This is a genomic window from Bradyrhizobium iriomotense, assembly GCF_018130765.1.
Taxonomy (GTDB): Bacteria; Pseudomonadota; Alphaproteobacteria; order Rhizobiales; family Xanthobacteraceae; genus Bradyrhizobium; species Bradyrhizobium iriomotense_A.
In genome coordinates this window covers 107,089-130,810 of record NZ_JAFCJZ010000025.1, presented here as the reverse complement: position 1 = coordinate 130,810, position 23,722 = coordinate 107,089, and the positions used below count along the sequence as shown (strand labels likewise).

The 23,722-nt window shown below is 64.2% G+C and carries 20 protein-coding genes; 13 read left to right on the top strand and 7 right to left on the bottom strand.

Annotated features, from left to right (window positions below; genetic code table 11):
• Positions 1-85 precede the first annotated feature (85 nt).
• Together JQ635_RS32615 and JQ635_RS32610 are read right to left on the bottom strand one after the other, a co-directional pair.
• Positions 86-640: an ActR/PrrA/RegA family redox response regulator transcription factor gene (locus tag JQ635_RS32615; RefSeq protein ID WP_018644326.1), complete on the bottom strand. Its 555-nt coding sequence runs from the start codon at positions 638-640 to the stop codon at positions 86-88.
• A gap of 103 nt (positions 641-743) precedes the next feature.
• A complete protein-coding gene (locus tag JQ635_RS32610; RefSeq protein ID WP_211413881.1) occupies positions 744-2,066 on the bottom strand; it encodes an ActS/PrrB/RegB family redox-sensitive histidine kinase in 1,323 nt (440 codons plus the stop codon).
• A gap of 106 nt (positions 2,067-2,172) precedes the next feature.
• Between JQ635_RS32610 and JQ635_RS32605 the strand changes: the two genes are divergently transcribed.
• The 5 genes from JQ635_RS32605 to JQ635_RS32585 all read left to right on the top strand — a co-directional run bounded on the left by JQ635_RS32605 (position 2,173) and on the right by JQ635_RS32585 (position 7,000).
• Positions 2,173-2,976 (top strand): ABC transporter ATP-binding protein, encoded by an 804-nt coding sequence (locus tag JQ635_RS32605; RefSeq protein ID WP_211413880.1) that lies wholly within the window; start codon positions 2,173-2,175, stop codon positions 2,974-2,976.
• Positions 2,977-3,214: 238 nt separating this feature from the next.
• Positions 3,215-4,033 carry an ABC transporter permease gene (locus tag JQ635_RS32600; RefSeq protein ID WP_211413879.1) on the top strand — a complete coding sequence of 273 codons (819 nt, stop codon included), beginning with the start codon at positions 3,215-3,217 and terminating at the stop codon, positions 4,031-4,033.
• A 121-nt stretch (positions 4,034-4,154) separates the two neighbouring features.
• Entirely contained in the window at positions 4,155-5,483 is a 1,329-nt protein-coding gene (locus tag JQ635_RS32595; RefSeq protein ID WP_211403544.1) for a polyhydroxyalkanoate depolymerase, read from the top strand.
• Between the two features lie 218 nt (positions 5,484-5,701).
• Positions 5,702-6,541 (top strand): M48 family metallopeptidase, encoded by an 840-nt coding sequence (locus tag JQ635_RS32590; protein ID WP_211413878.1) that lies wholly within the window; start codon positions 5,702-5,704, stop codon positions 6,539-6,541.
• 24 nt (positions 6,542-6,565) lie between these two features.
• A complete protein-coding gene (locus JQ635_RS32585) occupies positions 6,566-7,000 on the top strand; it encodes a hypothetical protein (protein WP_211413877.1) in 435 nt (144 codons plus the stop codon).
• A 347-nt stretch (positions 7,001-7,347) separates the two neighbouring features.
• On the opposite strand, the gene JQ635_RS32580 is transcribed toward JQ635_RS32585, so the two are convergent.
• Complete coding sequence (locus JQ635_RS32580; protein WP_211413876.1) at positions 7,348-9,558, bottom strand: transglycosylase domain-containing protein; 2,211 nt, start codon at positions 9,556-9,558, stop codon at positions 7,348-7,350.
• Between the two features lie 179 nt (positions 9,559-9,737).
• On the opposite strand from JQ635_RS32580, the gene JQ635_RS32575 reads away from it, so the two are divergent.
• A complete protein-coding gene (locus JQ635_RS32575) occupies positions 9,738-10,163 on the top strand; it encodes a DUF1330 domain-containing protein (protein WP_211413875.1) in 426 nt (141 codons plus the stop codon).
• A gap of 122 nt (positions 10,164-10,285) precedes the next feature.
• Here the strand turns inward: JQ635_RS32575 and JQ635_RS32570 are convergent, their stop codons facing one another.
• The 3 genes from JQ635_RS32570 to JQ635_RS32560 all read right to left on the bottom strand — a co-directional run bounded on the left by JQ635_RS32570 (position 10,286) and on the right by JQ635_RS32560 (position 13,477).
• Positions 10,286-11,512: an ABC transporter substrate-binding protein gene (locus JQ635_RS32570; RefSeq protein ID WP_211413874.1), complete on the bottom strand. Its 1,227-nt coding sequence runs from the start codon at positions 11,510-11,512 to the stop codon at positions 10,286-10,288.
• A gap of 188 nt (positions 11,513-11,700) precedes the next feature.
• Positions 11,701-12,927 carry an ABC transporter substrate-binding protein gene (locus JQ635_RS32565; RefSeq protein WP_211413873.1) on the bottom strand — a complete coding sequence of 409 codons (1,227 nt, stop codon included), beginning with the start codon at positions 12,925-12,927 and terminating at the stop codon, positions 11,701-11,703.
• Positions 12,928-13,060: 133 nt separating this feature from the next.
• On the bottom strand, positions 13,061-13,477 hold the full coding sequence (locus JQ635_RS32560) for a DUF1304 domain-containing protein (protein WP_211413872.1): 417 nt from the start codon (positions 13,475-13,477) through the stop codon (positions 13,061-13,063).
• Between the two features lie 40 nt (positions 13,478-13,517).
• Here JQ635_RS32560 and JQ635_RS32555 point away from each other — a divergent pair, with 40 nt between their 5' ends.
• The gene (locus JQ635_RS32555; RefSeq protein ID WP_211413871.1) at positions 13,518-14,048 is read left to right on the top strand and encodes a methylated-DNA--[protein]-cysteine S-methyltransferase; all 531 of its coding nucleotides are present in this window, start codon (positions 13,518-13,520) and stop codon (positions 14,046-14,048) included.
• Between the two features lie 138 nt (positions 14,049-14,186).
• Here the strand turns inward: JQ635_RS32555 and JQ635_RS32550 are convergent, their stop codons facing one another.
• Entirely contained in the window at positions 14,187-16,976 is a 2,790-nt protein-coding gene (locus tag JQ635_RS32550; protein WP_211413870.1) for a [protein-PII] uridylyltransferase, read from the bottom strand.
• Between the two features lie 188 nt (positions 16,977-17,164).
• Here JQ635_RS32550 and JQ635_RS32545 point away from each other — a divergent pair, with 188 nt between their 5' ends.
• The 6 genes from JQ635_RS32545 (at position 17,165) to JQ635_RS32520 (ending at position 23,706) form a co-directional block, all read left to right on the top strand.
• Positions 17,165-18,136 (top strand): aliphatic sulfonate ABC transporter substrate-binding protein, encoded by a 972-nt coding sequence (locus tag JQ635_RS32545; RefSeq protein WP_211413869.1) that lies wholly within the window; start codon positions 17,165-17,167, stop codon positions 18,134-18,136.
• Between the two features lie 249 nt (positions 18,137-18,385).
• Complete coding sequence (locus JQ635_RS32540; RefSeq protein ID WP_211413868.1) at positions 18,386-19,231, top strand: ABC transporter permease; 846 nt, start codon at positions 18,386-18,388, stop codon at positions 19,229-19,231.
• Between the two features lie 4 nt (positions 19,232-19,235).
• Positions 19,236-20,021, top strand: coding sequence for an ABC transporter ATP-binding protein (locus tag JQ635_RS32535; RefSeq protein WP_211413867.1), 786 nt, complete (start codon positions 19,236-19,238; stop codon positions 20,019-20,021).
• Positions 20,022-20,075: 54 nt separating this feature from the next.
• On the top strand, positions 20,076-20,585 hold the full coding sequence (locus tag JQ635_RS32530; protein ID WP_080133676.1) for an OsmC family protein: 510 nt from the start codon (positions 20,076-20,078) through the stop codon (positions 20,583-20,585).
• A 235-nt stretch (positions 20,586-20,820) separates the two neighbouring features.
• Positions 20,821-21,630 (top strand): hypothetical protein, encoded by an 810-nt coding sequence (locus tag JQ635_RS32525; protein ID WP_211413866.1) that lies wholly within the window; start codon positions 20,821-20,823, stop codon positions 21,628-21,630.
• Positions 21,631-22,029: 399 nt separating this feature from the next.
• A complete protein-coding gene (locus JQ635_RS32520; RefSeq protein WP_211413865.1) occupies positions 22,030-23,706 on the top strand; it encodes a methyl-accepting chemotaxis protein in 1,677 nt (558 codons plus the stop codon).
• Positions 23,707-23,722: the final 16 nt, after the last annotated feature.

Genomic DNA, 23,722 nt, shown 5'->3' with positions numbered 1-23,722 from the left:
ATCTGGCTCTCCGTGGGTTCGAGTGTGGAAACCCAAACCTATCGGAAAGGCCACGCTCACCGCCCCATGGAATCTACAAGAACCGTTACCGCGGCGCGCGCTTGGCCAGGATGCGCTGCAAGGTCCGCCGGTGCATGTTGAGGCGGCGCGCCGTTTCCGAGACGTTGCGGTTGCACATCTCGTAGATGCGCTGGATGTGCTCCCAGCGGACGCGGTCTGCGGACATCGGGTTGGTCGGCAGCTCGGATTTTTCCGCGCTGGTCGACAGCAGCGCGGCGACGACGTCGTCGGCATCCGCGGGCTTCGAGAGATAATCGATCGCGCCCATCTTCACCGCGGTCACGGCGGTGGCGATGTTGCCATAGCCGGTCAGCACGATGGCGCGTGCATCCGGGCGCTTCTTCTTCAGCGCCGAGACCACGTCGAGGCCGTTGCCGTCACCGAGCCGCAAGTCGACAACTGCGAATGCGGGCGCTGCCTTGCCGATCTGCGCAAGACCGTCCGAGACGGTGTCGCACGATGTCACCGAAAAGCCGCGGGTTTCCATCGCGCGCGACAAGCGCTCCAGAAACGGCTTGTCGTCCTCCACGATGAGAAGCGAGCGGTCAGCCTGTTCATTCAGTTCGGCGATGGCGTTCAAGGTGATGTCCTCTCTCCAGCGCGTTGACATATGGCCTCGCAATCGGGCGGTGCCAAGGTCGCCAATGGTCGATCGGCCCCTTTGTGCGACGCAAGGTCGCGGTCTATCCTATTGTTTCTTCGAGCGTCTCGATAGCCTCAAAACGCTGCCTGGGCCATGTGATGTGGACCACCGCACCGTGTTCCGGAAAGATCCGGTTGGTAAAGGAGACCTTGGCGCCGGTGCGTTCGAGCAGGGTGCGCGCGATGAACACGCCGAGGCCCAGGCCGCGGCGTTCACCGCCGCCATCATCCTGGGTGCGTCGCCGCGACAAATACGGCTCGCCGATCCGGTTGAGGATATCAGGCGGAATGCCGGGGCCGTCGTCGGAGATCAGGAGCTCGATCGTGTCCTTGTTCCACCAGGCGTTCACCTCGACGGTGGTATGGGCGAAATCGACGGCGTTCTCGACGATGTTGCCGACGCCGTAGAGGATCGCCGGGTTGCGTGAGCCGACCGGCTCGGCGACCGCGGCCACCGCGATCCGCACCTTGATGTCGACGCCGAAATCGCGGTGCGGGGCCACCACCTCCTCGATCAGTTCCGACAGCTTCATGCGGTCGAACGGCGCGCCGGTGGAGGAGAGCTGGGTGATCTTGCTGAGGATGTCGCGGCAGCGCTGGGTCTGCTCGCGCAACGTCTTCAGGTCCGCGGCAAAGCTCGGATCCTTCACCGTCTTTTCCAGCTCGCGCGAGATCAGGAAGATGGTCGCGAGCGGCGTGCCGAGCTCGTGCGCGGCCGCGGCGGCGAGCCCGTCAAGCTGGGTCAGATGCTGCTCGCGCGTCAGCACCAGCTCGGTCGCGGCCAGCGCGTCCGCGAGCTTGCGCGCCTCCTCGGTCACCTGGAACGAGTAGAGGCTGGTGACGCCGATGGCGAGCACGATCGAGAGCCAGACGCCGACAAGATAGATCGGCGGCAGCACCAGCGGATCGTCGGAATCCCAGGGCAGCGGCAGGTGGAAGAAGAACAGCACCGAGGCGCAGGCAACGGCGAGCAGGCCGAGGCCGAAGGTGAAGCGGGCCGGCAGCGCCGTCGCCGAGATCAGCACCGGCGCGAGAAACAGGAACGAGAACGGGTTCTGCAGTCCGCCGGTGAAGAACAGCAGCCCCGCCAGCTCCACGATGTTCAGCGCCAGCAGGCCGGCGGCCTGCATCGGCTCCAGCCGCTGCATCGGATTGGCAACGGTCTGGAGGCCCAGATTGAGCGCGGCCGACAGCGCGATGATGCTCACGCAGGGGACGATCTCGACGTTGAACTCCAGCCCCTGCGCCACGATGAAGATCGCAGCGAGCTGGCCCAGCACCGCGAGCCAGCGCAGCCGCAGGATGGTGTCGAGGCGGATATGCCGCTGCGCGGGGCGAAAGTCGGAAGCGGCAATTTCGGTCATATCGGCCAATGTGGCGGTACCTTCTCGATCACAAACGCTGGGCTTGCGGAACCACCCGAATTACAAGCCTTGCGCTCCCTGCTGCAATAGCAGAAGAACGGCCAGCATGACCGGGAACGACAAAGCTTCAAGTCGGCCGACTGTCGCGGATCGCGGCGCCATCGCGGCGATTGCGGTCGCTCACCTCGTCAAGGTCTACAAGCAGACCCGCGCCGTCGACGATATCTCCTTTTCGCTGCCGCGCGGCAGCATCACCGGCCTCCTGGGCGGCAACGGCGCCGGCAAGACCACGACCATCGCGATGATCATGGGCCTGGTGCTGCCGACCTCCGGCCGCGTGCAGGTGCTCGGGCATCGCATGCCCGAGGAGAGCGCTGCCGTGCTGGGGCGGATGAATTTCGAGAGCCCCTATGTCGACATGCCGATGCGGCTCACGGTGCGGCAGAACCTCACCATCTTCGGCAAGCTCTATGCGGTCAAGAACCTGTCCGACCGCATCGCCGAACTCGCCGACGATCTCGACCTCACCGATTTCATCGACCGCGCCAACGGAAAGCTCTCGGCCGGCCAGAAGACCCGCGTTGCTCTGGCGAAGGCGCTGATCAACCGGCCCGAGCTGCTCCTGCTGGACGAGCCGACCGCCTCGCTCGATCCTGACACCGCCGACTGGGTGCGGGGCCATCTGGAGCGCTACCGCCGCGACAACAACGCCACCATCCTCCTGGCCTCGCACAACATGCTCGAGGTCGAGCGGCTCTGCGATCGCGTCATCATCATGAAGCGTGGCCGCATCGAGGACGACGACACGCCGGAAGCGATCATGGCCCGCTACAACCGCACCACGCTGGAGGAGGTGTTTCTGGACGTCGCCCGCGGCCGGGTGAACGGTGCGAAGGAGGCGGCAAGGTGAGGGACTTCGGATGTTTCGGCCGTAGCCCGGATGGAGCCACGTCATTCCGGGGCGCGCGGAGCGCGAGCCCGGAATCCATAACCACAGGCGGCGGTTGTGGGGCGAGACTGGTAACTCCGAGTCTCCGCCAAATTCAATCCTGTGGTTATGGATCCTCAGATGCGCAATTGCGCATCATAGCTCGCGACTATGTCGCGCCCCGGGATGACAGGCTCCATCCGGGCTACGGGAGCGTGCCATGACCGAGCTTTCCGTCCACCGCGGCATCTCCGTGCACCGCATCGGCGCGATGATCCTGCGCTACTGGTATCTCTTGCAGTCGTCCTGGCCGCGGCTGCTCGAGCTCTTGTACTGGCCGGCGCTGCAGGTCATCACCTGGGGCTTCATCCAGTATTACATCGCGGAAAATGCCAGCTTCTTCGCGCGGGCCGGCGGCACGCTGATCGGCGCCGTCATCCTCTGGGATATCCTGTTCCGCGGCCAGCTCGGCTTCTCCATCTCGTTCCTGGAAGAGATGTGGGCGCGCAACCTCGGCAACCTCATGATGAGCCCGCTGAGGCCGATCGAGTTTCTGCTGTCGCTGACGGTCATGAGCCTGATCCGGCTCGCCATCGGCGTGATCCCGATGACGCTGCTCGCGCTGTTCCTGTTTCACTTCAACGTTTACGCGCTCGGCCTGCCGCTGATCGCCTTCTTCTGCAATCTGATCTTCACCAGCTGGTCGGTCGGCATCTTCGTCTCGGGGCTGGTGCTGCGGCACGGTCTGGGCGCCGAGAGCATCGTCTGGACCTTGATGTTCGCGATCATGCCGCTCGCCTGCATCTACTATCCCGTCAGCGTGCTGCCGGTCTGGCTGCAATACGTCGCCTGGGCGCTGCCGCCGACCTATGTGTTCGAGGGGATGCGCGCGCTGCTGATCGAGAACACCTTCAGGATCGATCTGATGCTGGAGGCGTTGGTCATCAATGCTGTACTTCTGGTTGCTTCTTTTTGGGCATTCCTTGCCCTTTTGCGCAGCGCCAAAAAGCACGGCTCGCTGCTGTCGAGCGGCGAATAACGTCACTTTCTCGTGGATTCAGGCCGATTTAGCTGTCTCCGCTCCGTAGATGTACGGAACCATGCATTGACGCAATATTACGCATTCGGCAGTATGCTGCGATGCGAAGAGGATTATAGCGATGCCTATTGGTGAGTTTGGCGGCGCCCCGCCCCTGGCTGCAGAAGGCAGTCCGGTCCTGACGACGCCGATGTACTGGATGTACGAGATGGCCCACGCCTCTCTCAATCCGGCCCGTGCAGTCACCGACGCGACCAAGCTGCTGTTTCAGAATCCCCTCAATCCCTGGGCCCGTACCGAGGTCGGCAAGTCGGTCGCCGCGGCCTGCGAACTGTTCGAGCGCACCACGCGCCGTTACGGCAAGCCGGAATGGGGCCTCGACGACACCGAGGTCAACGGCCTCCGCGTCCCCGTCGAGATCCGTTCGGTATGGGAAAAGCCGTTCTGCCGGCTGCTCTACTTCGATCGCAAGTTCACCCGCCCGCTGCGCAGCCCGCAGCCGCGCGTGCTGATCGTCGCGCCGATGTCCGGCCATTATGCGACGCTGCTGCGCGGCACAGTCGAGGCCTTCCTGCCGGCGCATGAGGTCTACATCACCGATTGGGCCGATGCCCGCATGGTCCCGCTCAGCGAAGGGCGCTTCGATCTCGACGACTACATCGACTACATCATCGAGATGCTGCACGTCCTCGGCGGCAACACCCATGTGATGGCGGTGTGCCAGCCCTCCGTGCCCGTCGTTGCCGCCGTCTCGATCATGGAAGCGCGCCGCGATCCGTTCGTGCCGACCTCGATGACGCTGATGGGCGGGCCGATTGATACGCGCCGTAATCCGACCGGGGTGAACGACCTCGCCCAGCAGCGCGGCATCGACTGGTTCCGCAACCACGTCATCACCAAGGTGCCGTTCCCGCATCCGGGCATGATGCGCGACGTCTATCCGGGGTTCCTGCAGCTCAACGGCTTCATCAGCATGAATCTCGACCGCCACATGGATGCGCACAAGCAGCTGTTCGCCAATCTGGTGAAGGGCGACGGCGATCTCGTCGACAAGCACCGCGACTTCTACGACGAATATCTCGCGGTGATGGATCTTTCCGCCGAATATTACCTGCAGACCGTCGACACCGTCTTCGTGAAGCACTCGCTGCCGAAGGGCGAGATGACCCATCGTGGAACTCTCGTCGATCCCTCCAAGGTCACGCGCGTTGCGTTGATGACGGTCGAAGGCGAGAACGACGACATCTCCGGCCTCGGTCAGACCGAAGCAACGCATGGATTGTGCAGTTCGATCCCCGATCATCGCCGCGTTCATTACGTCCAGAAGGGCGTCGGACATTACGGCGTGTTCAACGGATCGCGTTTCAAGTCGGAAATCGTGCCGCGGATTCATGACTTCATGGTCTCGGCCGCGAATCCAAAGAGCTTGCAGGCTCTCGCGGCCGAATAAGCGCGGATTTCGGCTTTCCCGTCGAAATTTCAGCCCCTGCCGAAGCCTCCGGCAGGGGCAAGTTCCCTCCAGATTCGCGGTATTACGGTAGCGTTATAGGAGTGAGTCCGCCCTCACCCCTTGGGGGTGTCGCATGCGTCCAGCGGGGGCGAAAAAAGCCGGTTCCAACCCCAGTCTGTAGGGTCTCCCGGACTGAAGAACCCCTGTATATTGGGCAAATGATTTGTTTTTGCGCCGAGCGCTTTCCCTGGCGGTGGTTATGGCAGAATCCGGGCGAACTCCTGCCCCCCGGACTGACAGACATGGCCACTCGCGCGCTCCTTTATCGGCGGCCCCACGAACCGAAGACCCTCGTCATCACCCATGGATCGCAGTTTTTTGCGATCCGATTGCGCCGGCACAGACGCGCGCGCCGCTACACGCTCAGAATTCATCCGAGCGATCGCGAAGCCATCCTCACCATGCCGCCGCGCGGCACGTTGGCCGAGGCAAAAGACTTCGCGACGCGTCACGGCGCCTGGATTGCGGCACGTCTCGGCCGCCTGCCGAAGGCTGCACCGTTCCAGCCTGGCACGGTGATACCGCTTCGCGGTACGCCCCATCGCATCGTTCATCGCGCAGGTACCCGTGGCACGGTGTGGACCGAGACGCGCGACAGCGGTGAAAAGATTCTCTGCGTTGCCGGCGGCCTCGAACATGCCGACCGCCGCGTCCATGACTTCCTCAAGCGCGAGGCTCGCCGCGACCTGCAGCGTTCGGCGGAGGCCTATGCCGCCGAGCTCGGCGTCAGGGTCAAGCGCCTGTCGATCCGCGACCAGTCCAGCCGCTGGGGCTCCTGCACCTCGGCGGGCTCGCTGTCGTTCTCCTGGCGCCTGATCCTCGCGCCGCCCTACGTGCTCGATTACCTCGCCGCCCACGAGGTCGCCCATCTCGTCGAAATGAATCACTCGGCGCGCTTCTGGCGCGTCTGCGGAAAAGTCTGCCCGTCGATGGAGCGCGCCAAGAAGTGGCTCGATACGCACGGGAACGATCTGCACCGGTATGGGGTCGAGGATTAGGCGAGTCCATCCACGGCGTTTGCGATGATCACGGCCAGGCGATTGGCAGTCGTATTGCTGCTGCTCGTTCTGCCTGTGGCTTACAATGTAATGGCGGACGCCATCACCCCGGCCTGCATCCCCCCTCGACAAGCAGCTCCTGTTCCGTTTGAGCATGTGCCGTCGGTACTGTTGAGGTCATTAAACGATAGACTTGGCAAGATTGCGGAACCAGGGACAAGCTTTAACGCCACCGATGTGGTCTGGCTCGAGAGTCTGCCGTTTCGCCGCATCAACTTCTTTTGGACGGCCGGCCGCAGGTGGGTCATCGCGACTGAACATGGCGGCTTCGTCTACAACAATCCGATTCTTGTCTTTGATCTCGGCGAGGACCAGCGGGCCGCCACTTTCATTGCTGAGAAGATCGCATCACCCGATACGGTGTGTGCTGCGGCGTCGGATCTGATCGCCGCGCCGTGACGGCGCCTGCTTATGTCTTAGGCTTCGCTGCTAACCCAGCAAATCCTCTCATCGCCCGCGAAGGCAGGCGATCCAGTACTCCGTGACAGAGGTGATTTAACCGAGACGCCGCGGCGTACTGGATTCCCCGCCTTCGCGGGGAATGACAGGGGAGGGTGGGGACAGATCAGCCCGGTTAGCGGGATTCTTGGCCCATGCCGCGACGATTGCGCCGCGTGTCCGATTAGCCCCGCCGCATCAAATGCTTCGAACGATCCACCCAGCGTCACGCTGGACGTCGCGTTCTACTGTGCATGGGGTTGTTTTCGCAGTTTTTGTTTTGAGGTCACCGGGACCTCAATTCACAGCTAGCGATTTCCGCCAAACAGCCGGTCCATCAGCCAGCCATCCAGCCCTGCCGCTGCCTCCGGCCGCACATTGGCGCGCGTGGGCGGTGGCGGGCGATAGCCTCCGGCGCTCGCCGGTCCCGGCGCGGCCGCCGTCGGCGCCGACACTTGCGAGGCCGCCTGCGCGAGGTTCGACAGGCCCCAGCCGCCTGGCGAGCTCGGCAAGGCCGCGACCGGGACACCTTCGTGCGCCGTCTTCATGAAGCGTGACCAGACTTCGACAGGCAGGCCGCCGCCGGTGGCCTTCTTGGTCGGCGAGTTGTCGTCATTGCCGAGCCAGACGCCGGTGACGAGGTTGGCGGTGTAGCCGATGAACCAGGCGTCGCGGTAATCCTGGCTGGTGCCGGTCTTGCCGGCCGCCGGCCAGCCGGGGATCTCGGCCTTCTTGGCGGTGCCTGATATCAGGGTCTCGCGCATCATCGCATTCATCATGCCGACATTGCGGGGGTCGATGACCTGGTTCCGCTCGTCGGGCTGCCGCATGTAGAGCAACTTGCCGCTGAGCGTCCTGATCCTTGTGACCACATGAGGCGCCACCGCGAACCCGCCATTGGCGAAGGGCGCGTAGGCGCCGACCAGCTCGACGACTGAAACTTCGGATGTGCCGAGCGCGATCGAGGCGTTGGGCTCGAGCTTGGAGGAGATGCCGAGCCGGTGCGCGGTGCGCACCACGTTCTTCGGTCCGACTTCGAGGCCGAGGCGGATCGCGACCGTGTTGAGCGACATCGCCAGCGCCTGCGTCAGCGTCACTGCGCCAAAGTACTCGTGGGTGTAGTTCTCGGGCTTCCAGCCCTTGACCTCGATCGGCGCGTCCTGGCGCACGGTGTCGGGCGTCAGACCCTGCTCGAGCGCGGTCAGGTACACGAACGGCTTGAACGAGGAGCCCGGCTGGCGCCTGGCGGTGACCGCGCGGTTGTACTGGCTGTCGGAATAGTTCCGCCCGCCGACCATGGCGCGCACGGCACCGTCGGGCGTCATCGCCACCAGCGCGCCCTGGCTGACATTGAACTTCACGCTCTTGGCGGCGAGCTCGTCGATGATGGCGGCTTCCGCCACGCTCTGCAGCTTCGGATCGATCGTGGTCTCGACCTTGATGCTCTCGTCGATCTGGCCGACGAGATCATCCAGGACCTCACCGATCCAGTCGGCAACGTAATTGACCGTGCCGGCGCCGGCCGGCTTCACGTTGTAGGAGGGATGGCCGATCGAGGCCTGCGCCTGCGCGTCGGTGATGAATTTTGCATCCGCCATCGCCGTGAGCACGATCTGCGCGCGCGCTTCCGCGCCTTCGGGATTGCGGTTGGGCGCAAGGCGCGAGGGAGACTTGACGAGGCCGGCCAGCATGGCCGCTTCGGCGACGGTGACGTTCCTGGCCGACTTGCCAAAATATTTCTGCGCGGCGGCTTCGACGCCGTAGGCGCCGGAGCCGAAATAGACGCGGTTGAGATAGAGCTCCAGGATCTCGTCCTTGGAGTGCTTGCGCTCCAGCCAGATCGCGAGCTCCGCCTCCTGCAGCTTGCGCTGCATGGTGCGCTCCTGGGTCAGGAACAGGTTTTTCGCGAGCTGCTGCGACAAGGTCGAGCCGCCCTGCGACACGCCGCGATGGAGCACGTTGGTCACGAGGGCGCGCAGGATGCCGATCGGGTCGATGCCGAAATGCGAATAGAAGCGGCGGTCCTCGATGGCGATGAAGGCCTTCGGCAGATACGGCGGCAAATCCTTCAGCGCGACATTGGCGCCGGCCATCTCACCGCGCTGCGCCAGCATGCTGCCGTCGATGCCGACGATCTGGATCGTCGGCGGGCGCTTTGGAATCTCCAGCGACTGGATCGGCGGCAGATGGGCGCCGACATAGATGATGACGCCGATCACGGCGATGACGCCCCACAGGCTCAGCACTGCGCCCCAATAGACCAGGCGGCCGAGGCCGGCGCCGAAGCGCGACTTCGAGCGGCGCTTGGCGCCGCTGCGGCCGGCTGGTGCCTTGCGCTCGCGCGGCGGCTCGTCGCCGGCATCCTCAGCTTTGCGCTTGGCGGATGGTTTCGCAGATTTCTTCGGCTTGTCCTCGCCGCCAGGGATGCGGTCCGCCGCCGTCAGGCGCAGATCGGCGAGCGCCGCGGGCAAGCCGAACAGCGGCTCCTTCCGCCCACCCTTTTTCTTTCCCCACGCCATACGCAATACGCCCGGTCAGCCCGCCCCGCCGCACGCTAGCGGCCGCTGTTTAAGGCCGGGTTACCCCGGCGTTAACGCGCGATTAGGAGGTGCGGCATTCGTCCGCCGCAGTTCCGCTTCCAGGGCGGCAAGGCTAGGATCGACGGCACAAAACAAAGGGACTCACGAAGGGAGCACGCATGGGCCACATCGATCCGACCAAGGAGATCTTTGCGCAGTTCCGGGAGAACGATCGCCCGGGCCCGATCCACATGCTCAACCTGGTGCGCTTGCGGAAAGAAGCGGCCTACCCCGACGGCCGCAAGGCCAGCGGCGCCGAAGCCTATGCGGCCTATGGCCGCGAGAGCGGCCCGGTGTTCGAACGCCTCGGCGGCCGCATCGTCTGGCAGGGCAAATTCGAGCTGATGCTGATCGGTCCGCAGGAGGAGCGCTGGGACCATTGCTTCATCGCCGAATACCCAAGCGTTGCCGCCTTCGTCGAGATGATCCGCGACCCCGTTTATCGCGAGGCGGTCAAACACCGTCAGGCCGCGGTGGAGGATTCACGGCTGATCCGGCACGCGGTGCTGCCGGTGGGGAAGAACTTTGGGGAGATACCTTCGTAGGGTGGGCAAAGCGCCGGGGGGCGCGAATGCGCATCCCGGCGTGTGCCCACGACCTTTATCGCGATCGAGAGAGATGGTGGGCACGACGCTTACGCGTCTTTGCCCACCCTACGAGATCACCGTTAACCCGCCGGGCCCGCATCCTCCAGGATCGGGCCGAACAGCTCCCAGCGTTCGCCGTTGAACTTCATCATCTGAAGCTGCTTGTTGACGCGGTAGTCGGTCGGCGAGGTGTTGGCCTTGATGCCGGGCAGCGCGGTGTCGCTGGCGACGTCCTTCAATGACGCCGCGTGCTTCATGACGTTCTCGCGCGTCAGGTTGTCGCCGCACTGCTGCAGCACATGCACCAGCAGTTGCGCGGTGCTGTAGCCATAGGTGTTGAAGTTCGAATCCTTGTCGCCGTCCGGATAGTACTTCGCCATGAAGTCGAAATATTTCTTCAGGCCGGGGTCGTCCTTCCAGGTCGGATCGAGCGGTTCCTTGCCGTAGTTGACGCTGATCAGGCCCTTGGCGGCCTCAAGGCCTGCCGGCTTCAGCACCGCGCCGACCGAGGTGGCGTTGATGTCGACGATCTGGACCGGATGCCAGCCCATTTCAGCGATCTTCTTGATCGCCTGCGCGGCCTGCTTCGGCGTGGTCGCGCTGAAGAACAAATCGGTGCCGGCGTCCTTGATCTTGAGGATCTGCGAGTCGACCGTGGGATCGGACACCTCGTAGGACGCTTCGGTCACGATCATCTTGGCGGCCTTGTCGCCGAGGCCGGCCTTGAGGCCGTTCAGATAGTCCTTGCCGAGGTCGTCGTTCTGATAGAGCACGCCGATCTTGGCGTTCGGATGCTCCTTCAGAATGTACTGGCCATAGATGCGGCCTTCGACGAAGTAGTTGGGATTGAAGCCCATGGTCCACGGAAAGTTCTTCGGATCGGTGAACCGCGAGGCGCCGGTCGCCGCGAACAGCTGCGGCACCTTCTTGGAATTGAGATATTTCTGCACGGCCGCGTTCACCGGCGTGCCGATGATCTGGAAGGTCAGCAGCACCTCGTCGCTCTCGACGAGCTTGCGGATCTGCTCAACGGCTTTCGGCGGCGAATAGGCGTCGTCGTACTGGATCAGATTGATCTTGCGGCCGTTGACGCCGCCCTGGTCGTTGATCATCTTGAAATAGGCGGCCTGGGTCTTGCCAATCGACGAGTAGGCCGACGCCGGCCCCGAGAACGGCATGGTCTGTCCGACCTTGATCTCGGTGTCGCTGGCGCCCGGATCATATTTTTTCTGGGCATTGGCCGCAGAGATCGACAGCGCCAGGGTCAGCGCCGTTGCAGTGGCCAGATGCAGCATTCCATTCCTCATTCGCAATTCCCTCAGCTTGTTATTGTCGATGATCTGCCGGGCGCTTGCGCGAACCGGACGTCACCGCTGAGGGCGAGTGTGGAGGAGGCGTTGCTGCGACGCAAGGTCTGCATTCGTAGGGTGGGTTAGACGGCGTCTGCGCGTGGTGCAGGCGCTGGCGTAACCCACCCGACGTTCCGTTTGCGAAACTAACCCGACGGGCCCGTGTCCTCGATGATCGGGCCGAACAGCTCCCAGCGTTCGCCGTTGAACCTCATCATCTGCATCTGCTTGTTGACGCGGAAGTCGTTCGGCCCGGTGTTGATCTTGATGCCGGGCAGGGCGAAGCTCGGGGTGAAGTCCTTGATGTTGGCGACCTGCCTCATGACGTTCTCGCGCGTCAGGTCGTCGCCGCATTGCTTCAGCACCTGGACCAGCAGCTCGGCCACCGAATAGGCATAGGTGTTGACCGTGTTGAGCTTGTCGCCCTCAGGGAAATACTTGTCCATGAAGGCGAAGAAGGCCTTCACGCCGGGATCGTCCTTCCACTGGGGATCGCTGGGCTCCTTGCCATACTGGGTCGAGATGATGCCCTTGGAGATGTCGAGGCCGGCCGGCTTCAGCGTCGCAGAGATCGGGCTCGCATTGATGTCGAGGATGTGTACCGGAGTCCAGCCGAGGTCGGCGAGCTTCTTGATCGCCTGTGCCGCGAATTTCGGCGTCGAGGCATCGAAGAACACGTCGACGCCCATCGATTTCAGCTTCACGACCTGCGAATCCACCGTGGGATCGGTGACCTCGTAGGAGACCTCGCCGACGATCATGCTGGCGGCCTTGGCGCCGAGGCCGCTCTTGAGGCCCGCGAGATAGTCGCGGCCCATGTCGTCGTTCTGGTAGAGCACGCCGATCTTGGCGTTCGGATGCTCCTTGAGAATGTACTTGGCGTAGATGCGCCCTTCGGACACGTAGTTGGGATTGTAGGCGATGGTCCAGGGATAGTTCTGCGGATCGTTGAAGCGCGCCGCGCCGGTCGAGGCCAGGAGCTGCGGCACCTTCTTGCCGTTGAGATATTTCTGCACGGCGGCATTGGCCGCGGTGCCGATCAGCTGGAACGTGAACAGCACCTCGTCGCCTTCGACCAGCTTGCGCACCTGCTCCACCGTCTTCGGCGGCGAATAGGCGTCGTCATACTGGATCAGATTGATCTTGCGGCCGTTGATGCCGCCCTGGTCGTTGATCATCTTGAAGTAGGCGGCCTGGGTCTTGCCGATATTGGCATAGACCGAGTAGGCGCCGGAGAACGGCACGGTCTGGCCGATCTTGATCTCGGTGTCGCTCGCGCCGGTGTCGTATTTCTTCTGGGCGAGGGCTTGGCTCGCGGTGAATGTGAAGGCGAGCGCTGCCGTGGCAGCTAGGAAGGCTCTGCGATTGCTCATGTTGGGATGTTCCTCCTGACGGAATTTTCGACCGATGGTCTTTTCCGTTGATTGCAACGGTCGCCATCGCTGCCGAAGATTGTGGAGGAAGGGCAGCCGCCGCGCAAGGATCGCGGCGCTGCGCCGAAGCGTCTCAGGCGAGAAACAATGCAACCAGCGCAACCGCGGCCGGCAGTGCCTGCACGATCAGGATGCGCGTGCTGACGGTCGCCGCGCCATAGGCGCCGGCCACGATCACGCAGAGCAGGAAGAACACCTTGATCTGGAACGCGAAGGCCGGATTGCCGTGGAACAAGCCCCAGATCAAGCCGGCGACCAGGAAGCCGTTATAGAGCCCCTGATTGGCGGCCAGCACCTTCGTGATCGCGGCCTTCTCCGGCGTATTGCGAAACACCTTCAAGCCTGTCGGCTTCTCCCAGAGGAACATTTCCAGGATCAGGAAGTAGGCGTGCAGTGCGGCGACCAGCGCCACCAGGACATTGGCGATCAGGTTCAAGTTGAGCTCCCCCAAAAGCGTCAGCTTTCGGGTGGACGTTAGCACGGCCGCCATGGCAAGTGCGATGGCTGTGTTTCGATTGCCTGGTGCCGCAATGCCCGTTCGATCAACCAAGACGCCTGAACGCCTCGGCCTCGATCGCCTGGCGACGCCGATCGGGATCGCGCTGCTGGTCACCGATGCCGAGGGCAATCTGCGGGCGCTCGACTGGGAAGACTACGAGCACCGCATGCGCGAGCTGTTGCGCCTGCATTATGGCGCGGTGGATCTGATTGATCGGTCCGCGCCTACGGCGATGAAGACTGCGCTGTCTGCATATTTCGAAGGTGAGCTCGGTCAGCTATCGCGCGTCGCATGGCGCATCGCCGGCACGCCGTTTCAGCAAAAGGTCTGGACTGCGCTGGCGAAGATTCCTGCCGGCACCACGATGAGCTACGGCGCGATGGCCGCGAGGATCGATATGCCGAAGGCCATTCGCGCCGTCGGTCATGCCAACGGCTCCAACCCGATCAGCGTGGTGCTGCCCTGCCATCGCCTGATCGGCGCGGATGGCTCGCTGGTGAAGTATGGCGGCGGGCTCGAGCGCAAGCGCTGGCTGCTGCGGCATGAGGGCGTGGAGGTTTAGATCTCTCCTCTCGTCATTCCGGGGCGCGTGTAGCGCGAGCCCGGAATCCATCGTGCACCGACTCCGCGGATGAATGGATTCCGGGCTCGCGCTACACGCGCCCCGGAATGACGAATGGAGAGAGACGCGCGACCGCCCTTAAGCCGCCGGCTGAACCGCCTTGTCGCCGGCCATCACATGGGTCAGCGCGCTCTTGATCGCGGACTGCCGCGTCGGCGCGTTGATCTGCGCGCCCAGGAGGTCGGTGACGTAGAACACGTCGCGGGCGCGCTCGCCGAAGGTCGCGACATGGGCCGAGGCAATGTTGAGATTGAGCTTCGAGATCGCGGTGGTCAGCTCGTAGAGCAGGCCGGGGCGGTCGAGGCCGGAGACCTCGATCACGGTGTAGCGGTCGGACCATTGGTTGTTGATGGTCACTTCCGGCTCGATCACGAAGGGCTTTGCCTTGCTGCGCACGGTGCGCCGCGCCACCACTTCCGGCAGGCGCAGCTTGCCTTCGAGCACGTCCTCGATCATCTCGCCGATGCGGGTGGCGCGCCGGCCCTCGTCCTCGTCGCGGTCGTATTCCCTGGAGATCGAGATGGTATCGAGCGCACGGCCGTCGGTCGTGGTGTAGATCTGCGCGTCCACGATGTTGGCGCCGGCCGAGGCGCAGGCGCCGGCGATGATCGACAGCAGCCAGGGATGGTCGGCGGCGAAGATCGTGAGCTCTGTGACGCCGCGCATCTCGTCGAAGCCGACATTGATCGCGAGCTTGTGGCCGGCCTGCTCGCTGGAGCGGACAAAGCGGGCGTGGCGGATCTTGCGCGGCAGCTCGACCTTGAGCCAGTAGGCCGGATAGTGCCGGCCGATATAGGCATCGAGCTCGTCCTTCGGCCATTCGGCGAAGGCCATGCGGAATTCGGCATGCGCGGCCGCGAGGCGCTTGCCGCGGTCGACTTCCGAGAAGCCACCTGTGAGCACCGGCTCGGTCTCGTAATACAGCGAGCGCAAGAGCTGCGCCTTCCAGCCGTTCCACACGCCGGGACCGACGCCGCGGATGTCGGCGGTGGTGAGGATCGTCAGCAGCTTCATCTGCTCGACCGACTGCACCACGGCGGCAAAGTTCTCGATGGTCTTGCGATCGGAGAGGTCGCGCGACTGTGCGACCGTGGACATCGTCAGATGCTCCTCGATCAGCCAGGCCACGAGCTCGGTGTCAGCCGGGCTGAAGCCGAGGCGCGGGCAGAGCCGCCGCGCCACCTTGGCGCCGGCGATCGAGTGGTCCTCGGGCCGGCCCTTGGCGACGTCGTGCAGGAGCGTTGCGATGTAGATCACCGCGCGGTGCTCGGGCCGGCTCTTGCGCATCAGGTCGCTGGCCAGCGCGAACTCCTCGATGCCGCCGCGCTCGATGTCCTGGAGGAAGCCGATGCAGCGGATCAGATGCTCGTCGACGGTGTAGTGATGATACATGTTGAACTGCATCATCGAGACGATCTTGCCGAAGGCGCGGATGAAGTGACCGAGCACGCCGGTCTCGTTCATGCGCCTCAGCACGATCTCGGCGTTATCGGAGGTCAGGATCTCCATGAACAGCCGGTTGGCCTCGGGATTTTCGCGCAAGCCCGCGTTGATCAGGCCGAGTGAGCGCGTCACATCGCGCATCGCATCCGGATGGAAGGCGAGGTTGTTCTTCTGCGCCAGGCGGAAGATGCGGATCAGATTGACCGGATCGTGCTTGAACACGTCGGGCGCGGCGACGTTGATGCGGTTGTTGTCGACGATGAAGTCGTCGCTGTCAGGCACGCGCCGCTTCACCGCGGTCGGCCGCAGCCGCGCCATCACCCGGCTCAGGACCGGCGCGGGCTTGGCCTGCTGGTCCTCGAGCTTGGCGCAGAGGATGGCGGTGAGGTTGCCGACCTCCTTGGCGACCAGGAAGTAGTGCTTCATGAACCGCTCGACGTCCTGCATGCCGGGATGCGAGGTGTAGCCGAGCCGGACCGCGATCTCGCGCTGGAGGTCGAAGGACAGGCGCTCCTCGGCGCGGCCGGAATAGAAATGCAGGTTGCAGCGCACCGACCAGAGGAAGTCGGCGCAGCGGCGGAAGGTCCGGTACTCCTGCGCGTCGAACACGCCGCGCTCGACCAGCTCGTCGGTGTCGCGGACGCGGTAGACGTATTTGGCGATCCAGAACAGCGTGTGCAGGTCGCGCAGCGCGCCCTTGCCGTCCTTGACGTTGGGCTCGACCAGATAGCGCGACTGGCCGCCGCGGCGATGCCGCTCCTCGCGCTCGGCGAGCTTGGCGGTGACGAATTCGGACGCGGTGCCCTGCACCACTTCCTTGTCGAAGCGCTCGACCAGCTCGTCGTAGAGCGGCTGGTCGCCGGTGAGGAAGCGCGTCTCCAGGATCGCGGTGCGGATGGTCATGTCGCCGCGCGCCTGCCGGATCGATTCATCGACCGAGCGCGTGGCGTGACCGACCTTCAGCCCCATGTCCCAGAGGCAATAGAGGATGGCCTCGGCGACCTGCTCGCCCCAGGCGGTCTGCTTGTAGGGCAGGATGAAGAGCAGATCGATGTCGGACTCGGGGGCCATCAGGCCGCGGCCATAGCCGCCGGTCGCCACCACCGCCATGCGCTCGGCCCCGCTCGGGATCGGCGAACGGTAGAGATGACGGGTCGCGGCTGAATAGAGGATGCGGATGATCTCGTCCTGCACATGGCACAGCCGTTCGGCGCAGCGGCGGCCGTGACGGTCCTTCAGGAGGATCGCCTGCGCCGCGGCGCGCGCCGCGATCAGCTCGGCCTTGAGCAGTTGCGCCATGGCGGTGCGGAACGCGTCCTCGCGTCCCTCGTGCTTCTCGGCAAGCGCATCGACCGCGGCGGTGATCCGCGCGGTGTCGAAGCGATCGTCCACCTCAGGCTTCTGCTCAGTTGCGACGCTGTCCATGTCTCACCGGATATAAGAGGTGACAGGCGCTGTCACCCGTCATTCGCTGGCAATAGTCGTTCCGTGCTGGAAAAGGCCGGCTTCGGACAAATCTGTTCTCGGCCGGCGGCCTTTCAAGGGTCGGATTTTCTCGTTGACCTCTAGATATAACTCATTGAAAAACAATGAAGTTTTGGAGGAGGCCGGGCATGACCTGGATGACACGACGCATTCTGCTGGCGGGGGCTGTAGCGCTCGCAATCACCCCTGCGGCGCAGGCCGCCGATCCGCTCAAGGAGATCCGCATCGACTGGGCGACCTACAATCCGGTCTCGATGGTGCTGAAGCAGAAGGGGCTGCTGGAAAAGGAATTCGCCAAGGACGGCATCACCATCACCTGGGTGCAGTCGGCCGGCTCCAACAAGGCGCTCGAATTCCTCAATGCCGGCTCGATCGATTTCGGCTCGACCGCGGGCTCGGCGGCGCTAGTGGCGAAGATTAACGGCAACCCGATCAAGTCGATCTATGTCTATTCGCGTCCCGAGTGGACCGCGCTGGTGACGGGCAAGGATTCCAAGATCGCAAGCGTCGCCGATCTCAAGGGCAAGCGCGTCGCGGTGACGCGCGGCACCGATCCGCACATCTTCCTGGTGCGCGCGCTGCTGGGTGCCGGCCTGACTGAAAAGGACATCACGCCGGTGCTGCTCCAGCACGCCGACGGGAAGACCGCGCTGATCCGCGGCGATGTCGATGCCTGGGCCGGGCTCGATCCGATGATGGCGCAGGCCGAGGTCGAGGAGGGCGCAAAGCTGTTCTATCGCAAGGCCGATGCCAACACCTGGGGCATCCTCAATGTGCGCGAGCAGTTCTTGAAGGACTATCCGGACGCCGCCCGCCGCGTGCTCGCGGTGTATGAAGAGGTGCGAAAGTATTCGCTGGCGAATTACGACGAGCTGAAGAAGACCTTCATCGCGGTGACCAAGCTGCCTGAGGCCGTCGTCGACAAGCAGCTCAAGGAGCGCACCGAGCTCACCCACAGCCGCATCGGCGCACCCCAGCGCGAGTCGATCCTCGCCGCCGGCCTCGCGCTGCAGCAGGCCAGCGTCGTCGATGCCAAGGTCGACGTGAAGGCGACGCTCGATGCCCTGATCGACGACCAGGTTTCGTTGCCGACGAATTAGTTCGCAGGGAAGAGGCAAGCGCGCACACCACACTCCACCGTCGTCCCGGGCAAGCGTCAGCGCAGACCCGGGACCCATAACCACAGGGAGTGGTTTGGCGCGACGACGGTCACTCCGAGTCCCCGTAACCACACCTTCCTGTGGCTATGGGTCCCGGATCGGCGCGCGCTGGAGGCGCGCTTGTCCGGGACGACGGCTGAGATTGCCGCGCGCCCTTGCATTCCCCGACCAGACGCGTTTGCTATCGCCATGATCTCCGACGCGCCAGCCCGGCAACAAACCTCTGATACAGCCGAAAGCGCTGCCGCGCCGTCGCGGCTGTCGCGCTATGCGCGACCGGTGCTGGGGCTGCTGCTGCCGGTGACGCTCGCACTCGGCTGGGAGCTCGTGGTCTGGTCCGGCTGGTCCAACGGGCGCCTAGTGCCGCCGCCCTCGCGCATCTTCGCCACGATCACCGAGCTCGCCCGTTCCGGGGAGCTGGTCCGCCACATCACTGCGACGCTGTGGCGCGTCTCGCTCGGCTTCGCCTTCGGTGTGGTCGCTGGCACGCTGCTCGGTGCGATCTCCGGCTACTGGTCGCTGGCGCGGCGGCTGCTCGATCCGACCGTGCAGGCACTGCGCGCGATCCCCTCGCTGGCCTGGGTGCCGCTGTTCATCCTCTGGCTCGGCATCTTCGAGACCTCGAAGATAGCGCTGATCGCGGTCGGCGTGTTCTTTCCAGTGTATCTCGGCGTGATGGGCGCGATCCTCTCGGTCGATCGCAAGATCGTCGAGGTCGGCCGCACCTTCCGCCTCTCCGGCTTCGCGATGATCCGCCGCATCCTGCTGCCCGCGGTGCTGCCGGCTTACGTGGTCTCCTTGCGCGTTGGCCTCGGTCTCGGCTGGATGTTCGTGGTCGCGGCCGAGCTGATCGGCGCCTCCGAAGGACTCGGCTATCTCCTGCTCGACGGCCAGCAGCTCGGCAAGCCCGCGCAGATCCTCGCCGCCATCGTGATCTTTGCCATCCTCGGCAAGCTCACCGACTGGTTGATCGAGATTGCTTCCGCGCCGTTCCTGCGCTGGCAGGACGCCTTCTCCCGCGCGAAGGGAGCTTGAGGCGATGCTGGCGCTCGACCGGGTCAGCAAGACCTATCCCAACGGCGTCGAGGCGCTGGCGCGTTTCTCCGCCGAGATCAGGCAGGGCGAGATCATCGCCATCATCGGCGGCTCCGGCTGCGGCAAGTCCACGCTGCTCCGCGCCATCGCCGGTCTCGACCGCGCCAGCTCGGGTACGGTGACACTCGACAGCGAGGCGATAGCCTCTCCGCACGCAAAAATCGGCATCATCTTCCAGGAGCCGCGCCTGCTGCCCTGGCTCAGCGTCGCCGACAATATCGGCTTCGGCCTCGCCGATCTGCCCGCCACCGAACGTCGCGCGAAGGTGGCGCGCGCGCTCGAGCGCGTCGGCCTTGCCGACAAGGCGCAGGCCTGGCCGCGCGAGCTCTCCGGCGGGCAGGCGCAGCGCGTTGCGATCGCCCGCGCGCTGGTGCCGCAGCCTGAGGTACTGCTGCTCGACGAGCCGTTCTCCGCGCTCGATGCCTTCACCCGCAGGGATCTGCAGGATCATCTGCTCGACCTCTGGGCCGACACGCGGCCGACCTTGATCCTCGTCACACATGACGTCGACGAGGCCGTGGTGCTGGCCGATCGCGTGCTGGTGATGCGGCCGCGGCCGGGCCGGCTGTTCGACCACATCGAGATCAATCTCGGCCGGCCGCGCGACCGCAATTCGCCGCTGTTCGAGACCTTCAAGCGAAGTGTGCTGACATCACTCGACCGTTCACTCGACCGCAACGTGCCCGACCGGGACGCAACCCAGGGTCCCGGTCAGGCCATGTGGTGGTGACATTCTTGCTCTGAGCCGGTAAATCGAAGTGCAATTTTTCCGGGAGAGAACGAGATGGATGCCGCTGAACTGCGCCAGATGCAGGCCCCGATCAAGGAGCGCTACAAGGCCGATCCCAAGGCCGCGCTGATCACGTTGAAGGCCAAGGGTTCCACCGACAGCGAAGGGATCGCGTGCAAGGTCGAGACCGGCCGCGCCATCGCAATGGCCGGCTTGCATCCCGCCACCGGCGGCTCCGGCCTCGAGCTCTGCTCCGGCGATATGCTGCTCGAGGCGCTGGTCGCTTGCGCCGGCGTCACGCTGAAATCGGTCGCAACCGCGATCGAGGTGCCGCTCAAGACCGGCAACGTCTATGCCGAGGGCGATCTCGATTTCCGCGGCACGCTCGGCGTCGACAAGGAGACGCCGGTCGGCTTTGCCGAGATCCGCCTCCGCTTCGAGGTCGACACGCCGGCGCCGCAGGACAAGCTCGATCTGCTGCTCAAGCTCACCGAGCGCTATTGCGTGGTCTACCAGACCATCAAGAACGGCCCGAAGGTCTCGGTGTCGATGCAAAGGATGTGAGGCGAAGACCGTAGCCCGACAATCGGTGTCGTCCCGGGGCGCGCCGCTTGGCGCGAGCCCGGGACCCATAACCCCAGGCCGTCGTGATTTCGGGCGGTCGTTGCTCCAGCCTCCTTAAAGCAATCGCGGCCTGTGATTATGGATTCCGGGCTCGCGCTTCGCGCGCCCCGGAATGACGGACTGAATAACTTCGCCTTCTATCCGGATCAGCGCGTCGCTTGCCCGGCACAAAAAAATGTCCCCCGACCTCCACTTCATCATCTTCCTCCTTCTGCGCATGGCGATCGCGGCGGCGTTCGTGGTGACGGCGTCGATCATCACCGAACGCTCGGGGCCGGTGATCGGCGCGCTGATCGCGACCCTGCCGGTGTCGGCGGGTCCGTCCTACGTCTTCCTCGCGATCGACCATGATGCCGCCTTCATCGCGCAAGGCGCGCTGGCGAGCCTGCCGGTGAATGCGGCGACGGTCTTCATGTGCCTCACCTATGTCGTGCTGTCGCAGCGGCACGGCATCCTCGTGAGTTGCGGAAGCGCCTTTGCGGTGTGGATCATGCTCGCCTCGATCATCCGCCAGTTCGACTGGTCGCTCACTGCCGGCCTTGCCGCCAATCTGATCGCATTCGGCATCTGCATTCCGCTGCTCGCAGGCTATCGCCACGCGAAGATGCCGCTGGTGACGCGCCGCTGGTATGACGTCCCCATGCGGGCTGCGCTGGTTGCGACCCTCGTCGCGATCGTGGTCTCGACCTCCGGCTGGGTCGGCCCCCGCATCAGCGGCATCATTGCGCTGTATCCGGTGGTGTTCTCCAGCATCATGGTGATCCTGCATCCGCGCATCGGCGGCCCGCCAACAGCCGCTGTCCTCGCCAACTCCGCGTGGGGCCTGCTCGGTTTCGGCATGGCGATTGCCGTCATGCACGTCGCGGTGGTGCAGTTCGGCTCGGCCGTCGGTTTGACTCTCGCACTCGGCACCTGCGTCAACTGGAATCTGACGCTGTGGGGGATCGGCCGGCGTGCGATGCGCAAGGCGCGACAGGAGCCGTGAGACTACGGACAAAGGCAACATGGCGTCGCGCGAATACGTTATGCCAAGCTCAATTCGCGCCGATGGGTTGAGGTGGCATCTCCTCAAGCCGTTGAGTGAGAAACATCATTTCAAGTTTTGCCGTGTTTTCCCGGCTTGAACGCCGCGGTTCGTCGCGCGGACAGGCTGATCCATCGGCCGCCGAATCCCGACATTTCTATTAGAACTTTGTTCGAGCTTTTCACGTACGAATTGGATTGCATACCCGCGCGCGATTCCGTCCGCGCAAATCCGGACGAATCTCTGTTCAAGGATCGGCCCGCGGGAACCGCTGATTGAAATACGGCATCGCTGCCGCGCGGTCACTCTGGTTCCGACGGGCGCGTCCCCATCGGTGATTTTCGAGATGGAGATTCTTTGATGTTTGGTCGCAAGTCCCGCAGTGATTCGGACGCACAACTCGCCGCCATCGGACGCTCGCAGGCTGTGATCGAGTTCGCGATGGACGGCACGGTTCTGACGGCCAATCAGAACTTCCTGAAGGTGCTCGGTTATTCCCTCGACGAGATCAAGGGGAAGAAGCACGCCATGTTCGTGCCGGCCGATCAGCGTGATGGTGCCGAATACAAGGCATTCTGGGCGCAGCTGGGCCGCGGCGAACCGCAGGCCGACGAATTCAAGCGAATTGCCAAGGGCGGCCGCGAGGTCTGGATCGAGGCGTCCTACAATCCGGTGCTCGATGATGCCGGCAAGCCCGTCAAGGTCGTGAAGATCGCGACCGACATCACCGCGAAGAAGATCCGGAGCATGACGGAGGCCTCCAAGGTATCCGCCATCAGCCGCGCCCAGGCGGTGATCGAGTTCAAGCTCGACGGCACCGTCGTGACCGCCAACGAGAATTTCTGCAAGGCGCTCGGCTATTCGCTGGCCGAGATCGAGGGCAAGCATCACAGCATGTTCGTCGAAGCTGCCGAGCGCGACCGCGCCTCCTATCGCGAATTCTGGGCCGCGCTGAACCGCGGCGAATACCAGGCCGGCGAGTTCAAGCGCATCGGCAAGGGTGGCCGCGAGGTCTGGATCCTTGCGTCCTACAATCCGCTACTCGACGAGAAGGGCAAGCCGTTCGGCGTCGTCAAGTTCGCAACCGATGTCACCGCGGAGAAGCTGAAGAACGCCGATCTCGCCGGTCAGATCGCGGCAATCGACAAAGCCCAGGCCGTGATCGAGTTCAACATGGACGGCACGATCATCACCGCCAACGCCAACTTCCTCGGCGCGCTCGGCTATTCGCTGGCCGAGATCAAGGGCCATCATCACAGCATGTTCGTCGAGGCCGCCGAGCGCGACGGCGCCGGCTATCGCGAGTTCTGGGCTGCGCTCAACCGTGGCCAGTACCAGGCGGCCGAGTACAAGCGCATCGGCAAGGGCGGCAAGGAGGTCTACATCCAGGCCTCCTACAATCCGATCCTCGATCTCAACGGCAAGCCGTTCAAGGTCGTGAAATATGCCACCGACACCACGCGGCAGGTGCTGGTCCGCATGGGCAACGAGCGCGTCCGCGGCATGATGGAATCGGTCGCCGCCGGCTCCGAGGAGCTCAACGCCTCGGTGCGGGAGATTTCCGAGGCGATGACCAAATCGCGCGAGACCGCGATGAGCGCGGTGGATCAGGTCGCCGCCGCCGACGCCCAGGCGCAGCGCCTCACCGAGGCCGCGCAGGCGATGAGCGGCATCGTCGAGATGATCAACAGCATCACCGGTCAGATCAACCTGCTCGCGCTGAACGCCACGATCGAATCCGCCCGCGCCGGCGAGGCCGGCCGCGGCTTCGCGGTGGTCGCCTCCGAAGTGAAGAGCCTCGCCAACCAGGCCAAGCAGGCGACCGACAAGATCGGCCAGGAGATCGGCAGCCTCAACGGCATCTCCGGCGACGTCGTCAGCGCGCTCGGCTCGATCAAGCAGGCGATCAACAATGTCAGCGAATACGTGACCTCGACCGCCGCCGCCGTCGAGGAGCAGAGCACGGTCACGAACGAGATGTCGACCAGCATGCAGCGCGCGGCCGCGGAAGCCGCGGCGATCGCGGCGCGGGCGTAGGCCAGAATCGTAGGGT

What these genes read in the sequence shown, in the direction of transcription:
- JQ635_RS32585 (WP_211413877.1), top strand. Translation starts at nt 6,566, where the DNA reads ATGATCACGGCCAGGCGATTGGCAGTCGTATTGCTGCTGCTCGTTCTG.
- JQ635_RS32600 (WP_211413879.1), top strand. Translation starts at nt 3,215, where the DNA reads ATGACCGAGCTTTCCGTCCACCGCGGCATCTCCGTGCACCGCATCGGC.
- JQ635_RS32590 (WP_211413878.1), top strand. Translation starts at nt 5,702, where the DNA reads ATGATTTGTTTTTGCGCCGAGCGCTTTCCCTGGCGGTGGTTATGGCAG.
- JQ635_RS32610 (WP_211413881.1), bottom strand. Translation starts at nt 2,066, where the DNA reads ATGACCGAAATTGCCGCTTCCGACTTTCGCCCCGCGCAGCGGCATATC.
- JQ635_RS32570 (WP_211413874.1), bottom strand. Translation starts at nt 11,512, where the DNA reads ATGAGGAATGGAATGCTGCATCTGGCCACTGCAACGGCGCTGACCCTG.
- JQ635_RS32605 (WP_211413880.1), top strand. Translation starts at nt 2,173, where the DNA reads ATGACCGGGAACGACAAAGCTTCAAGTCGGCCGACTGTCGCGGATCGC.
- JQ635_RS32550 (WP_211413870.1), bottom strand. Translation starts at nt 16,976, where the DNA reads ATGGACAGCGTCGCAACTGAGCAGAAGCCTGAGGTGGACGATCGCTTC.
- JQ635_RS32580 (WP_211413876.1), bottom strand. Translation starts at nt 9,558, where the DNA reads ATGGCGTGGGGAAAGAAAAAGGGTGGGCGGAAGGAGCCGCTGTTCGGC.
- JQ635_RS32520 (WP_211413865.1), top strand. Translation starts at nt 22,030, where the DNA reads ATGTTTGGTCGCAAGTCCCGCAGTGATTCGGACGCACAACTCGCCGCC.
- JQ635_RS32565 (WP_211413873.1), bottom strand. Translation starts at nt 12,927, where the DNA reads ATGAGCAATCGCAGAGCCTTCCTAGCTGCCACGGCAGCGCTCGCCTTC.
- JQ635_RS32525 (WP_211413866.1), top strand. Translation starts at nt 20,821, where the DNA reads ATGTCCCCCGACCTCCACTTCATCATCTTCCTCCTTCTGCGCATGGCG.
- JQ635_RS32530 (WP_080133676.1), top strand. Translation starts at nt 20,076, where the DNA reads ATGGATGCCGCTGAACTGCGCCAGATGCAGGCCCCGATCAAGGAGCGC.
- JQ635_RS32575 (WP_211413875.1), top strand. Translation starts at nt 9,738, where the DNA reads ATGGGCCACATCGATCCGACCAAGGAGATCTTTGCGCAGTTCCGGGAG.
- JQ635_RS32545 (WP_211413869.1), top strand. Translation starts at nt 17,165, where the DNA reads ATGACCTGGATGACACGACGCATTCTGCTGGCGGGGGCTGTAGCGCTC.
- JQ635_RS32560 (WP_211413872.1), bottom strand. Translation starts at nt 13,477, where the DNA reads ATGGCGGCCGTGCTAACGTCCACCCGAAAGCTGACGCTTTTGGGGGAG.
- JQ635_RS32535 (WP_211413867.1), top strand. Translation starts at nt 19,236, where the DNA reads ATGCTGGCGCTCGACCGGGTCAGCAAGACCTATCCCAACGGCGTCGAG.
- JQ635_RS32555 (WP_211413871.1), top strand. Translation starts at nt 13,518, where the DNA reads ATGCCCGTTCGATCAACCAAGACGCCTGAACGCCTCGGCCTCGATCGC.
- JQ635_RS32595 (WP_211403544.1), top strand. Translation starts at nt 4,155, where the DNA reads ATGCCTATTGGTGAGTTTGGCGGCGCCCCGCCCCTGGCTGCAGAAGGC.
- JQ635_RS32540 (WP_211413868.1), top strand. Translation starts at nt 18,386, where the DNA reads ATGATCTCCGACGCGCCAGCCCGGCAACAAACCTCTGATACAGCCGAA.